Source organism: Ignavibacteriales bacterium (genome assembly GCA_026390775.1).
Lineage (GTDB): Bacteria > Bacteroidota > Ignavibacteria > Ignavibacteriales > Melioribacteraceae > Fen-1258.
Genome location: JAPLFF010000003.1, coordinates 101,689 through 114,258, shown reverse-complemented (window position 1 = coordinate 114,258; position 12,570 = coordinate 101,689). Strand labels below are relative to the sequence as shown.

Genomic DNA, 12,570 nt, shown 5'->3' with positions numbered 1-12,570 from the left:
TACAAAATTATTGTTTGATACTTTGTTCCAATTGTTTTTTCAACTCTGTTACTTTTAATTCAGCATCTTTCAAAGTTGTGTAACACAGTTTAGCTAAATTAATTCCCTCTTCATACAATTTGATTGATTCTTCCAAACCAATATCACCGCTTTCAAGTGAATTGGAAATTTCTTGAAGCCTGTTCAGTGATTCTTCAAAACTGTTTTCTTTTTTCTTACTCATTTTATTCTCACTTCTCCGTCATAAAATTTTATATCTAATGATTTATCTTTTTCTAAATTTTTCTTACGTGTAATATATCTATCATTTTGTTTTATAATTGAAAAACCTCTTTTAAGAACATTATCAACGTTAAAAGAATCAACTTTGCTCTCTAGTAATTCCAAACCTTTTTTCTGATCGGAAAGTTTAATATCAAAATTATTTTGGAACCGGTAAATCAAATTATCAAGCAATTGAATTTTATTTTTAACAATATCCTGCGGTACACGGAATCCATAAGAAGAAATAGTCCGATCAATTTCATCATTATAGTTTGAGACTATTTCCAACATTTTCGCCGGGAAATAATCGGAAAATTCATCAATAAAAGCAAAGAGTTCATCTTTATTTGGCGTTGCAAGCTCCATTGCAGCAGATGGAGTTGCTGCTCGAAGATCCGCAACAAAATCTGAAATAGTAAAATCAATTTCATGCCCGACCGCGCTGATGATTGGAATTTGCGAATCGAATATTGCACGTGCTACAATTTCTTCGTTGAAAGCCCATAAATCTTCTAATGATCCTCCTCCACGTCCCACAATAATTAAATCAACATCTTTTTGCCGGTTAAGAAGTTTAATACACTCAGCAATTTCTTCGGCGGCGCCTTCTCCCTGAACTTTGCTTGATGCAATTACAATTTCCACAAGCGGATAGCGGCGTGAAGCAATACTTTTCATATCTTGAAATGCAGCGCCATCTATTGCAGTTACTATTCCAATTTTTTGAGGAAACTTAGGAATTGGTTTTTTGTATTGTTCATCGAACAATCCTTCAGCGGAAAGTTTCTGTTTAAGTTTTTCAAATGCTGCTTGAAGTTCGCCAACTCCTGCGGGCTTCATTGAACGTACATCAATTTGATAACTTCCGCGCGGCGGATAAATAGTTATTTTTCCTGTAATGATCACTTTCATTCCGTCTTGCGGAGTAAAGAAAACATAATTGTTAATTCCGCGCCACATTGTACAGCTTACTTGAGCGTTTGCATCTTTTAGTGTGAAATACCAATGCCCGGATACATGCGCTTTAAAATTTGAGATCTCTCCGATTACATTTACTTCGGAAAAATTTTCCTCCAGCGTTTGTTTGATTAGTCCGGTTATTTCACTTACCGATAAAATTCCTTCCATCATTTCTCTTTTCTAAAGATCAAACAATATTGATGGTGGCGGTTACCCACCCAAGCATTGTTAACACCAAGTGCAATTAATTTTTTATCATCTTGAAGCCAAACTTTTTCATCTTTCAGTACCCAGCTTTTTTCACCGCGCTTTGTTAATGAGATTGCCGTATCGAACGCGAGCGGATAAAGTTTCCCTTCAAAATAAACATTGTTGGTAATAATTGTTAAGTAACAGTTCGGCTTTGTTACATCATACACTTGATCGAATACCTGTGCTTGTTTTTCTAAAAATTCTTCGTAAGAATTTATATTTCCAATATCATTTTTGTTGATTGAATATTTTGTATCAAGTCCTTTCTCTTTTCTGTTTTTTTGACGCAATGAATTTCTCATAAGCTGATTCCAATACGGAGGAGAAGTAATAGTATAATCAAATTTAATTTTTTCAAATCCGTTTTTTAATAACAGCTCTTTCAAATGAAGGGAATCTCCGTTAATTGGAAAAGCTAATTTTTCGAATTCTCTTTTAGTAATTCTTTTTGAAGCAGACCGGAAATAATTTTTGTTCAGTTCTACGCCAACTGATTTACGATTAATTCCTGCTGCAGAGATTAGAGTACTTCCCGTCCCCATAAAAGGATCTAACACCAATCCGTTTTTCTTTGTAAAAAATTTAATAAACTCTTCAACTAACGATTCCGGAAATTTAGCCGGATGTAATATTTCATTTTCTTTTCTCCGCGGAGGACGGTGTATAAACCAGCTCTTGGTAAACTTAAGCCATTCTTTGCCGGTAAGATCGTTAAGCTTATTATTTTTGTTTAATCGTCCCCGTAAACCGAGATTGATGAAATTATTTTCTCTCTTGTTCAATTTGTACTAAAGATTTAGTGAAAAGAAATTTGAGAACAGACCGATTGAAAATTCATGAAAACCTGTTCCATTATTTTGTAACTGAAAATTATATCTGTAACGCGTATAAAAAGTAAAAGTGTTTTGAATCTGAAATAAACCTATAGAAAGTTCTGCGCTTAATCCATTGTACCCGGTAAAATCAGTAAAATAATTTAAGCCCGGTGAGATATATTTTATTTCCGGAACTTGAATGATCTGTTTGTAACCTACACGAAAAAAGTTTTTACGGTCTGAATCAAAAATATATGAATATTCAACACCCAAATAACCCGAAGGATAATTATACCCAACCGAATAAAATGAGAAGAGCGGAATCTCTTTACTAATTGACCAATGATGTTCATTATTAAACCATAAATATGCGGGAGATGGTATTGCAAATACAATTCCGCCAAGACAAACACTGAAAATTCCAACTTCCTGCTCTTCGGAAATAATTAATCCTTTAGGAAGTTCCACCTGATAAACCTCGCTCCGGGTTTTGTTCCCTTTACGATCGTATGCAACAACAACATACTTAAACATTGCCGTATCCAAATTCAGTTTTTTAAGCTCAAGTTCAATTTTATGATTCTCAGATAACTTTTTTGAAACATCGAAAATCTTTTTATCCATAATTATCAGTTTAGAAGTAGAACTATCGCTGGTAAAAAATGAGAGAACAAACTTATTAGGTATTTCCGGAGTGATGTACGAATCTATAATAAAAATCTCTACAGCAGAAGTTGTTGTGTCTGTTTGAGCTTTTATTTGAACCGCAATTATTATTGAAATTAAAATTATTTTTATTAAGTGCATTGGAAGTCTAAGATTTTTTCTCGCGGATAAAATTAAACTTTTTTAGGATAAGATTTTGAATTTTCTTCTCTACTTTGCATAAGAGAAATGATTTCAATGCTTATCATCTATTCAGTATATTTGTACACAAACGAAATAAATATCTAATTAACCTTTAGGGAATAATTGAAAATACTAATCTCAAACGATGACGGAATAGACTCACCGGGAATAAGCGCTCTTGCAAATGAAATGAAGAAATTAGGTGAAGTGATTGTAATTGCACCGCGAACAGAACAAAGCGCTGTTGGTCATGCGATTACAATGAAGTTCCCTTTACGGATCACAGAATATTATAAGAACGGAGATTTTTTCGGCTATGCAATTGACGGAACTCCCGCAGACTGTATAAAAATTGGTATAAGAAACATAATGAAAGAACCACCGGATATAGTTCTTAGCGGAATAAATCTTGGATCGAACACTGCAATTAATATTATTTATTCCGGAACTGTTTCTGCTGCGCGTGAAGCGGCGATTATGGATGTACCTTCAATCGCAGTTTCAGTTACAAGCCACGAGCCGAAGCATTATGAATACGCAGCTAAGATTTCTCTTGAACTAACTAAGCTGATCGTAAAAAATAAATTAAAGACCGGAACATTACTGAATGTGAACGTGCCCGATCTTCCTGAAGAAGAAATTGCCGGAGTTATGCTGACGCAGCAAGGTAAATCAAAATGGGATGACATCTACGAGGAACGAAAAGATCCTTATGGAAAAAAATATTACTGGTTAACGGGCAACTTGGTTCAAGCAGATTCTACATTGGAAACGGATCAGCACGCAGTCCAGAATAATTATGTATCGGTAACACCAATCCATTTTGACTTAACAGATTACGAAACTTATGATACAATGAAATCATGGCAATTGGAAAATTTGTTCAAACAAAAGTCCTGAACAGTGAATGATACTCGCTGAAATTTTTAGCATATCAACATCAATAAATCCGTGGCTAATTTTATTCTTAGTACTTATACTATCTGTCTTTACGTTTTGCGTTTATAAGTACACCATTCCGAATGTATCCACATTACTTAAAACATTTCTGATCATTCTTCGTTCTCTCATATTTATTCTAATATTAATAATGATCTTCGAACCGGTAATTTCGGTAATGCTTCATTCCAATGTTGAATCCAAGACTCTGGTATTTATAGATAATTCAAATTCACTTGCAGCAAAGGATAGTTCAAAAAGATTAGAGCAAGTGAATTCTCTTATAAAAAAAATCTCCGGTAGTAGCGAGATAAGATCTCAATTGTTTCTTTTCGGAAAGAAAGTTGATTCAGTTCAAGATGCGGGTTCATCTAAACTAAATTTCAGAGAAGCACAAACAAATTTCTCTTCGGTTATTGATCTTATCAAAAAGAAAGGGGCTTCTGTAAACTCCGCTGTTATTCTAAGTGATGGTATTATCAATGATGGAAACGATCCTACATATCAAGTGGAAAAATTACAATTACCTATCTTCACAATAGGGATAGGTGATTCCACAGAAAAGAAAGATATTCTTATTTACAATGTTCAGTACAACAGCACCATCTATGCGGAAAAACCGACAACAATAGAGACAGCAATAAAAAATATCGGTTTCAACGGCGGCAATACCCGTGTTTCTTTATATGAAGAGAATAAACTGATCGAGACAAAAGATATTCTCTTAAGTGAAACCGGATTGAATAAAATTAGTTTTAATTACAAACCCGGTTCGGGTGGTGAAAAAAAGTTGAGCATCTCCGTATCGCCATTGAGCGGCGAAGTTACAACATCCAACAACAGCCGAGTAATTTTTTTGAATGTATTGGATACAAAATTAAAAGTTTGTCTAATTGCGGGAAGCCCATCGGCTGATGTGTCTGCAATTTCAAAAGTGATAACAACCGATAAAAACATACAGCTAAAAAAAATAATACAGATCTCCGCTAATAAATTTTTGAATGATGTAAAAATATCTGCAATAGACAGCGCCGATGTTTTGTTCTTAATAGACTTTCCCGCTTCCGGTTCGCCTCAGAATTTAATTGATAAGACTTCATCTGCTGTCAATAATCAGAACAAACCGTTTTTTATTTTGCTTTCAAACAGTGTTAACATCGGACGATTAAAATTGCTGGAGAATGTTCTTCCTTTCACAATAGAAAATAACAACACAGAGTTTATACAAGTTTTACCGGAACTTAACAGCGATCTATACTCTTCATCTTTTTCTACAGCTAATAACAAAAAAGAAATTTGGAATAATTTGCCTCCGGTCTCACAAGCGGCGGTAAAAATTCAAATCAAACCGGGAAGCAATACTTTAGTTTCATCAAAGGTTAGGAACATTCCAATCGCTAATCCTTTAGTTGTTTCAAGAAATTTAGGCAAGCAGAGAGCATTCGCAATTTTAGCTGGTGATATTTGGAAATGGCAATTGCAGACTGCGGAGAAGCATCCTGAATTTTTTGATAATTTTATTAACGATATTGTAAAATGGCTTAACCTTTCATCACTGCAAAAACAATTCAGTGTTTCGACTGATAAAAAAATATATTCACCAAATGAAGAAGTGAATTTTACCGCACAATTATATGATAATACTTTCTCGCCGATTGATACTGCACAAATTGAATTACAAATTTCTAAAGGTGAAAAGAAATACGACTTAGCATTAACGCCAGCCGGAAACGGAATTTACAATGCGGCATTTACACCAAACGAACACGGTGATTATCTCTTTTCCGCATCATCATTTTTAAATGGCACAAAGATGAAAACCGATATCGTGCGGTTCAGCGTTAGCGAAACACAAATCGAAAAAATTGATACGCGGATGCGTCCCGCATTCTTAAAATCGCTTGCTAAATCAACGGGCGGTGAGTATTATTCAATTGATAATTATTCTAATCTGCTTGATAAACTGCTCGGGATAAATAGAAATCCAGTAAAAGAAACCGGTACTAAGAAAGAATATAATTTATGGTCTGATGAGCGGGTGCTTATAGTAATTATCTTTTTATTTGCTGTCGAATGGTTTTTACGAAAACGATCCGGAATGATTTAGTAACAATATTATAAATGGGCACAGCAATGAACTTCATTGAACTTACCAAGAACGATCTTATCGGAATCAACTCGATTGACGAGCAGCATCAATCAATGGCGGTATTGGTTAATAAGCTGTATGATAAAATAATTTCTGCAGATAAAAAGTTAATTAAAAATTATCTGTATAAACTTCTTGAGGTTGTTGAAGTTCATTTTGAGAACGAAGAAAATTTGATGAGGTCAACAAAATTTCCCGGTTATATTTCTCATAAGCTCGAGCACGACCGGTTTTACAAACAGATGCTCACCTCAACAGACCGTTACAGCAAAGGCCTTGAGACGATCGAATTAGAACAGTTGAAAGGAATTAGGCAGTGGTTCTTTAATCACTTAGAACTCAGTGATAAAAAGTGCGGGAAATATTTTATTGAAAAAGGTATTTCTTAATAAATATAGATGAGCTTTCTAACCGACATTTCCGATTTCTTTCTGCCGCGTTTCTGTCCTTCTTGTAAAAATAAACTTACGAATGCTGAAATTGTTGTATGCAATTCTTGTTTATCAAAAATAAAACATGCCGATAGTGAAAGAATCGAAAACGAATTCGCAAGAAAATTTAAGAATGAAAAGATCATAAAAGGATTTACTTCCCTTTTTGTTTTTGAAAAAGATAAAGAGCTTCAGGATATAATCCACGATCTGAAGTACAACGGTAAATTCAATATTGGAATTTTCCTCGGTAAATTATTAGCCGCCGCTGTGAATGATAAAATTCAAGAGTGGAAAATTGATTTAATTATTCCAATTCCCCTTCATCACTTAAAACGTGCGGAACGCGGATATAATCAATCGGATTTTATTGCTAAAGGAATGAAAAAGATTTTACTTGTTCCGGTAAAAAGCAGATTGATAAAGCGCGTTCGTTTTACAGAGACACAGACAAGTCGGAATTTAGTAGAGAGAAAGGAGAATATAAAAGATGCTTTCGCTCTCCACCGAAATAAATTATTACAAAATAAAAATGTATTACTGGTTGATGACGTTATAACAACCGGCGCTACTATTGCCGAATGCGGAAGAATTATTTTGGAAAGTGGTGCAGCAAATGTTTATGCGACTTCTGTGGCAATAGCGGATTAGGTTCAGTTTCTTTTTAAGATTATATCTACTTCACCAGGTTTTTCAGATTTATCACCGAATAATTGAGTTTGCGTTTTATGAGAATTAAGTGGTTGTTTTTTTATTTGAAGTTTATGATTTGGGAAATTTCTTTGCAATACTTCTTTTGTAATATTAAAAGTAAATTCCCTCGCATCTGTTCTAACATAAATTATACTTTTCCTTTTCATCATCTTAGCAGTTGAAGCAAATACACTTTGCAACATTTCCATGTACTTTTGTTTAGATAAAAATCTACCTTTGTTATTTTCTGTAAGGGATGTTGGTCTAGGAGCACCGCCTAATAGCCACAACCTTAGCCATTGATCAACATGGTAATTAGTAATTGACCAATATGGAGGCGAGGTGAATAAAAGAGAATATTTTTTTGATTCAGCTTTTTGTGAAATAGTATTCAACTTCGTCGATGCATCAGCAAGAAATATTTTATTATGATTTAAGTTTGGTTTCCCTTTTTCATATCTCCATTCAATACGCTTTTTCAGAAACTCGGACGGATTTATTACGGGAGGTTTTTCATAACCATTCTTTAACCACCATTCAATTGAATAATTGTACCCCATTGACTTTGTCATCTTCATCTGGTTTGATAATCCTTCACCAATTTTACCATGAAGATAAACTAAAATAAATGACATTAATGTTGCGTCAACTTTTGATTTTTTCCAATTAAGGTTCTTACGAGCAGAAATTAAAAACTTAAGGACATCATCACAAAAACAGAGTCTGAAAAATCGTGATTGTTCTTTTAATTCATCTTTGTATTTGTGCGAATAATCATTTATCTCATCTAATTTGCTCAATACTCTATCTTTTGAGGCAGGATGTAATTTAGTTTGAGTATATAGCCAACCAAGAGGATTGATTTCAATACCCAAACTTTTCCTTTCTAATACACTCGCTGCAATAATACTTGTTCCTCTGCCAAAAAAGGGATCGATTATATAGTCACCCAGTTCACTGTACTTTTCGATAACTTTAAAAGCGAACTCCATTGGGAACATAGCATAGTAAGGCCCAAACCGCAGCCATCTCGAAATAAATTCTTCTTTAGAATGTTCGCGAACTTTATCTAAAAATAGTAAAACAGAAGCTACTGTAATGTATCCAATTTCAGCACCGGGAAATCCATTTTCAATTTTCACTTCATGATGACTTCCATCAATTGCAATAATTAAGTCAGGCTGGAAATCACTTGGTTTAATTTTCGAAAGCTCTGTTAATCGTTTTTGAATTTCTTCATGGCTTTCAGTTAAAGTTCTAATCTTTAATCTGTTTTGTAGAGCTTTTACCTTAGGATTCTCTAATATCCTCCGCAGAGGCTCATAACTTGCAAATTCATTCTCAAAAGGCATTACTTTCACTCCTCAACAGTAAAAAACTTAATTTGTACAGGAATAACAAAAGGATTACTTAATGTTTTTACTCTTAAAAATCCTTTGTCTTGAGCTCTACGAATAGAAGGTTCGAAATCTGCAAAATCATAATATTTGCACAGTTCTTTTGTTTCGTCTGTATTATTCAAATGCCCAATAAACCAGTTAGCAGTGTTTTTCAAAATATTCTTTTGAATACTACTAACTTCTTGAGTGGCATATACCATACCAATACGTAATTTAGCTCCTTCTTTAGCTGTTCTAACCCAAATATCTCTATAATCTTTTTCCTTATCAGGGGGTAATAAGTTATGGGCTTCTTCAACATAAACCATTATATCTGGTGGGGTTTGCCCAGAAGTGAATCTTGATTTATTTTCATCAAATATTCTCTGCATTATCCTTCTTGAAGAAGATTCGTTTAATTCAGGACTGCCACTTGACTGATCAATAATAACTAGTTTGCCAGCTTCTAGATCACGGTAAATATCAACTGCATAATCTGTTGTAGTTAAATGTGTGTGTTGATTTGATGCTCTTCCAATACGCCTTATACCATTGGGATATTGAAAAATTCCAATTAGTTTTTTGAAATCTTCTTCTGCCCATTTATCTCCACTAGCATTCGGTCTTTGATTTACATACCAATTTTCAAACGTATTATATCCAGTAACGCTATCGTTTCTAATAAATTTTTCAATAGCTTCAAATGCATCAGCAACCTGCCCCCAAGTTGGATTATTATTTTGCAAAATTGTGGCTGCTGAATGATAAGTTATTTCATCATCACCCGTATATTGTTGAAGTGCTTGAACTAATCTTTGATTAAATAATCCACTCGTTTGAGGTCTTAAAGTTGTTGGAGGAGTAAAACCAGCACGAAATAAAATTGATCTATACGCTAAAATTCTTCTGTTATATCTTATCACAGCACTTCTATCATTAAGATCTGGAGCTTCAAAAACTATTTGCATAAAATTTTTAATATAAATTGGGTCATCGTTCGAAAACATATTATCAATAATCTCTTTACCTATTTGTAAATTTTCTGTAGTATAAAAATTAAGCAGCATTAGAATTCTATCGGGATCATTAGGGTGTGTTAATAATCCATATGTTACAATTTCCCTATTCTTGTATTCCTTTCTTTCGTTTTCGGAAGTCAAAGAACAGTTTATACTCCAGATATTTTTAAGAGCATTATTATTGTCTTGAACATTTTCATTCGCATATTCTCCATTAGGATCAAAGATTAATTGACCAATTCTTAAAGATTTGCCTTCTCCCTCTGCAGGGAATCTTAGTTCATAGACAGACTTTGCAATTATTTTTGTTGTATTCGACTTACCAGTTCTTGTCATACCAAATAAAGCAGTCTTTTGCGAAAGTAGATCGGCTGGATAGATCGACACAGGAACTCCATCAATATGCTGATACTTTCTGTTTGTAGAAGCATATCGAATATTACCTAATTCAACAGTTGAACGGTTACCATATTTTTCAAAATGATCTGCAACATTTTTTGGATCAACATAATTGACAATTCTTTGAAGTGCTGTTGCGTTCGGTTTATATACTTTTAACCCACGATTCGGATAATAATTTGATATATCGCTTCCAAATTTTAATTGAAGTGGTGATTCAGGATTTTCTTCATCTATGGCATCCAAAAAAAATGTACCAATAATTCTGCATTCAAGACCGGCATACCCAAGGTAAACTCTTGTCTTCGTATCCATTACCCCATCCGCATCCCAATGCTTATCGGTTTCACCGCTGATCCTTTGTGCTGATTCAACTCGTATTCTCTCTGCTTCCGAACTATTTGGTAATGGGGCCGCGTCTTTAACTCTTAAAAGAATTATTGAAGCATCTTCTTCTTTGAAATCCATCTCATCTGATTCAACATTTATTCTCGTTGCAATTAGAAAACTAAGACTCGGGATTCCACCAACTTTTTTTCTCTCATTATCATGGATTTGAACTTTTGCAGTTTCATAATTGATAGAGAATAATTCACCAACATACTGAGGATTCTGGATTAACTCCGAGAATACTTTTTTTGCATTTTCTTTTTGAATGTTTTTGTGTTCTAATTCAATCGATGTTTTTATCTTATTGGTCATAATACTCCCCGATTATTAAAATAGATTTTGTGTTATGTACAAGATCATTTTGCATAAGAACCGCCCCTTGTGGGTGAGTGCAACTTAAAATAAAATACGAACTAATCAAAACATTTTTCCACCCCCGTAAAAAACACGGGGCAGGCTCACGACCTCACCCGTCCCTTCGGGTCACCCTCTCCTTTGTAAGGAGAGGGACAAAGCATGAGGTTAAAAAATATTTCGTATGCGGGGAAATTATTGTTTAGTATATTCAAGTGTCATAGGTAATACCGCTCCAGTTGAAGGGTCGGTAGTTGTAGAATCTAACTGTAAGATATTTCCATTAACTCGATAAGGTAAAGTCATTGTAGTTCCTGTAGTGGCATTTGCAATTATTGAACCATTTGAAACACTCCATGTACCGCTCTCGTTTGTTGTTTGCCCGTTAGTTGTTTGCGTCTGCTGATAAGTTTTATCACTCCTTAATGTTACTGTCATAGTAATACCTGCTTGCTGTGGAGTATAGTTTACTTTTCCTTGCGGAGTTGTCACTATTACTTTTGTCAAAACCCACGTTCCAACCAGATCATCTCCAGATGCAGTTGGATTACTGTCATCTTTCTTGCATCCATATGCTATAGTGAGAACAATTGCGGCGAGAATAAAAAGAAAGGATCTTCTTAGATTCAACATCTGTTCCTCCTTTTAATTATTTATTTTGAATAAATAAATAGTCAGAGCTGTTACTCTGCCTTTATTATAAAAACTTTTATTTATTTCAATAATATCATTTTTCTCATAGAACCGCCCCTTGTGGTAAGTGCAACTTAAAATAAAATACAAACTATATCAAAAACATTTTTCAACCTCACCCTCGATCCCTCTCCTTATTAAGGAGAGGGTCACCCGAAGGTTAGGGTGAGGTCAAAACTTTTTTTCATATCTAACAGATTGTATCTCAGCAGCAATGGAAAGTGCAATTTCGTAAGCGGTATCCCCACCGATCTTCAATCCAATCGGCATGTGAAGTTTGGAGAGATCTATGTTTGCATCAATTTCATTCTTCAAATTGTTTATCATAGCAGCAGCTTTAGCTCGCGAAGCAATTATTCCAATATACTTCTTAACTAAATTTCTGCTGTACAATGTTTTTAAGATTTCATAATCAAATAGATGTCCGTAAGTAACAGCAACAAAATAAGAATCATCCGCCGGAATAAACTGCTCAACAAAATCTTTGTATTCCATATAGATGCAATTAATTCCTTGTGCTTTATTCTTTTCAAATAATTCCTGCCGGTTATCAATCAATATTACATGATATTTAAGTTTACCCAGAATCTCGATCAAAGCTTGTCCTACATGTCCCCCGCCGAAAATGTAGATTACAGGTAAGTTCCTTTCGAATTCATAGTAGAGCCAAATCTTACCGTTACAGCTCATTGGAACTACGGTTACATTTGGATTGATTATTTTTTCATCGCTGCTAAGTAAATATTCTTTCAACAAATTTTCTTCACCGGAAGCCATCAATCTTTTTGATTCTTGAATTGCTTCCATCTCAATGGCGCCGCCGCCAACTGTGCCATAAGTCTTTCCCTCGTGATCAACTACCATCTTAAATCCGGCTTTACCCGGAGTAGAACCCGTTGATTTTACAACGCTGATAGTTACAAAACTTCTATTCTCTTTTTTTAATTCAATTATCTTGCTGTAGATTTCCATAATGTTTGATCT

At 34.3% G+C, this 12,570-nt stretch carries 12 protein-coding genes; 4 read left to right on the top strand and 8 right to left on the bottom strand.

The genetic code is table 11. The features are described from left to right. Positions 1–7: 7 nt before the first annotated feature. From xseB to NTZ27_00695, 4 genes are read right to left on the bottom strand one after another with little or no spacing between them, the layout of a single operon-like run. Positions 8–223, bottom strand: coding sequence for an exodeoxyribonuclease VII small subunit (gene xseB / locus NTZ27_00710; protein ID MCX6173262.1), 216 nt, complete (start codon positions 221–223; stop codon positions 8–10). Beyond that, positions 220–1,395 (bottom strand): exodeoxyribonuclease VII large subunit, encoded by a 1,176-nt coding sequence (gene xseA / locus NTZ27_00705; protein ID MCX6173261.1) that lies wholly within the window; start codon positions 1,393–1,395, stop codon positions 220–222. The genes xseB and xseA overlap by 4 nt, the downstream gene beginning before the upstream one ends. Continuing rightward, positions 1,392–2,258, bottom strand: a complete 867-nt coding sequence (locus tag NTZ27_00700; GenBank protein MCX6173260.1) for a site-specific DNA-methyltransferase — start codon at positions 2,256–2,258, stop codon at positions 1,392–1,394. Before NTZ27_00700 ends, xseA begins: the two co-directional genes overlap by 4 nt. 6 nt (positions 2,259–2,264) lie before the next feature. Beyond that, a complete protein-coding gene (locus NTZ27_00695; GenBank protein MCX6173259.1) occupies positions 2,265–3,098 on the bottom strand; it encodes a hypothetical protein in 834 nt (277 codons plus the stop codon). Between the two features lie 165 nt (positions 3,099–3,263). Between NTZ27_00695 and surE the strand changes: the two genes are divergently transcribed. The 4 genes from surE to NTZ27_00675 are packed head-to-tail and all read left to right on the top strand — an operon-like array spanning position 3,264 to position 7,310. After that, positions 3,264–4,040 carry a 5'/3'-nucleotidase SurE gene (gene surE, locus NTZ27_00690; protein MCX6173258.1) on the top strand — a complete coding sequence of 259 codons (777 nt, stop codon included), beginning with the start codon at positions 3,264–3,266 and terminating at the stop codon, positions 4,038–4,040. A 7-nt stretch (positions 4,041–4,047) separates the two neighbouring features. Continuing rightward, positions 4,048–6,186 (top strand): hypothetical protein, encoded by a 2,139-nt coding sequence (locus tag NTZ27_00685; GenBank protein ID MCX6173257.1) that lies wholly within the window; start codon positions 4,048–4,050, stop codon positions 6,184–6,186. Between the two features lie 26 nt (positions 6,187–6,212). Then, a complete protein-coding gene (locus NTZ27_00680; protein MCX6173256.1) occupies positions 6,213–6,617 on the top strand; it encodes a bacteriohemerythrin in 405 nt (134 codons plus the stop codon). Between the two features lie 9 nt (positions 6,618–6,626). Then, a complete protein-coding gene (locus NTZ27_00675; protein MCX6173255.1) occupies positions 6,627–7,310 on the top strand; it encodes a ComF family protein in 684 nt (227 codons plus the stop codon). Positions 7,311–7,312: 2 nt separating this feature from the next. On the opposite strand, the gene NTZ27_00670 is transcribed toward NTZ27_00675, so the two are convergent. From NTZ27_00670 to NTZ27_00655, 4 genes are all read right to left on the bottom strand, one after another. After that, positions 7,313–8,704 carry a DNA methyltransferase gene (locus tag NTZ27_00670; protein MCX6173254.1) on the bottom strand — a complete coding sequence of 464 codons (1,392 nt, stop codon included), beginning with the start codon at positions 8,702–8,704 and terminating at the stop codon, positions 7,313–7,315. 5 nt (positions 8,705–8,709) lie between these two features. Next, the gene (locus tag NTZ27_00665) at positions 8,710–10,851 is read right to left on the bottom strand and encodes a DUF87 domain-containing protein (protein ID MCX6173253.1); all 2,142 of its coding nucleotides are present in this window, start codon (positions 10,849–10,851) and stop codon (positions 8,710–8,712) included. A gap of 237 nt (positions 10,852–11,088) precedes the next feature. After that, positions 11,089–11,526, bottom strand: a complete 438-nt coding sequence (locus NTZ27_00660) for a DUF5004 domain-containing protein (GenBank protein ID MCX6173252.1) — start codon at positions 11,524–11,526, stop codon at positions 11,089–11,091. Positions 11,527–11,757: 231 nt separating this feature from the next. Beyond that, positions 11,758–12,558 (bottom strand): XdhC/CoxI family protein, encoded by an 801-nt coding sequence (locus NTZ27_00655; protein MCX6173251.1) that lies wholly within the window; start codon positions 12,556–12,558, stop codon positions 11,758–11,760. Positions 12,559–12,570: the final 12 nt, after the last annotated feature.

What these genes read in the sequence shown, in the direction of transcription:
- xseB (MCX6173262.1), bottom strand. Translation starts at nt 223, where the DNA reads ATGAGTAAGAAAAAAGAAAACAGTTTTGAAGAATCACTGAACAGGCTT.
- NTZ27_00675 (MCX6173255.1), top strand. Translation starts at nt 6,627, where the DNA reads ATGAGCTTTCTAACCGACATTTCCGATTTCTTTCTGCCGCGTTTCTGT.
- NTZ27_00695 (MCX6173259.1), bottom strand. Translation starts at nt 3,098, where the DNA reads ATGCACTTAATAAAAATAATTTTAATTTCAATAATAATTGCGGTTCAA.
- xseA (MCX6173261.1), bottom strand. Translation starts at nt 1,395, where the DNA reads ATGATGGAAGGAATTTTATCGGTAAGTGAAATAACCGGACTAATCAAA.
- NTZ27_00655 (MCX6173251.1), bottom strand. Translation starts at nt 12,558, where the DNA reads ATGGAAATCTACAGCAAGATAATTGAATTAAAAAAAGAGAATAGAAGT.
- NTZ27_00670 (MCX6173254.1), bottom strand. Translation starts at nt 8,704, where the DNA reads ATGCCTTTTGAGAATGAATTTGCAAGTTATGAGCCTCTGCGGAGGATA.
- NTZ27_00680 (MCX6173256.1), top strand. Translation starts at nt 6,213, where the DNA reads ATGAACTTCATTGAACTTACCAAGAACGATCTTATCGGAATCAACTCG.
- NTZ27_00685 (MCX6173257.1), top strand. Translation starts at nt 4,048, where the DNA reads ATGATACTCGCTGAAATTTTTAGCATATCAACATCAATAAATCCGTGG.
- NTZ27_00660 (MCX6173252.1), bottom strand. Translation starts at nt 11,526, where the DNA reads ATGTTGAATCTAAGAAGATCCTTTCTTTTTATTCTCGCCGCAATTGTT.
- NTZ27_00665 (MCX6173253.1), bottom strand. Translation starts at nt 10,851, where the DNA reads ATGACCAATAAGATAAAAACATCGATTGAATTAGAACACAAAAACATT.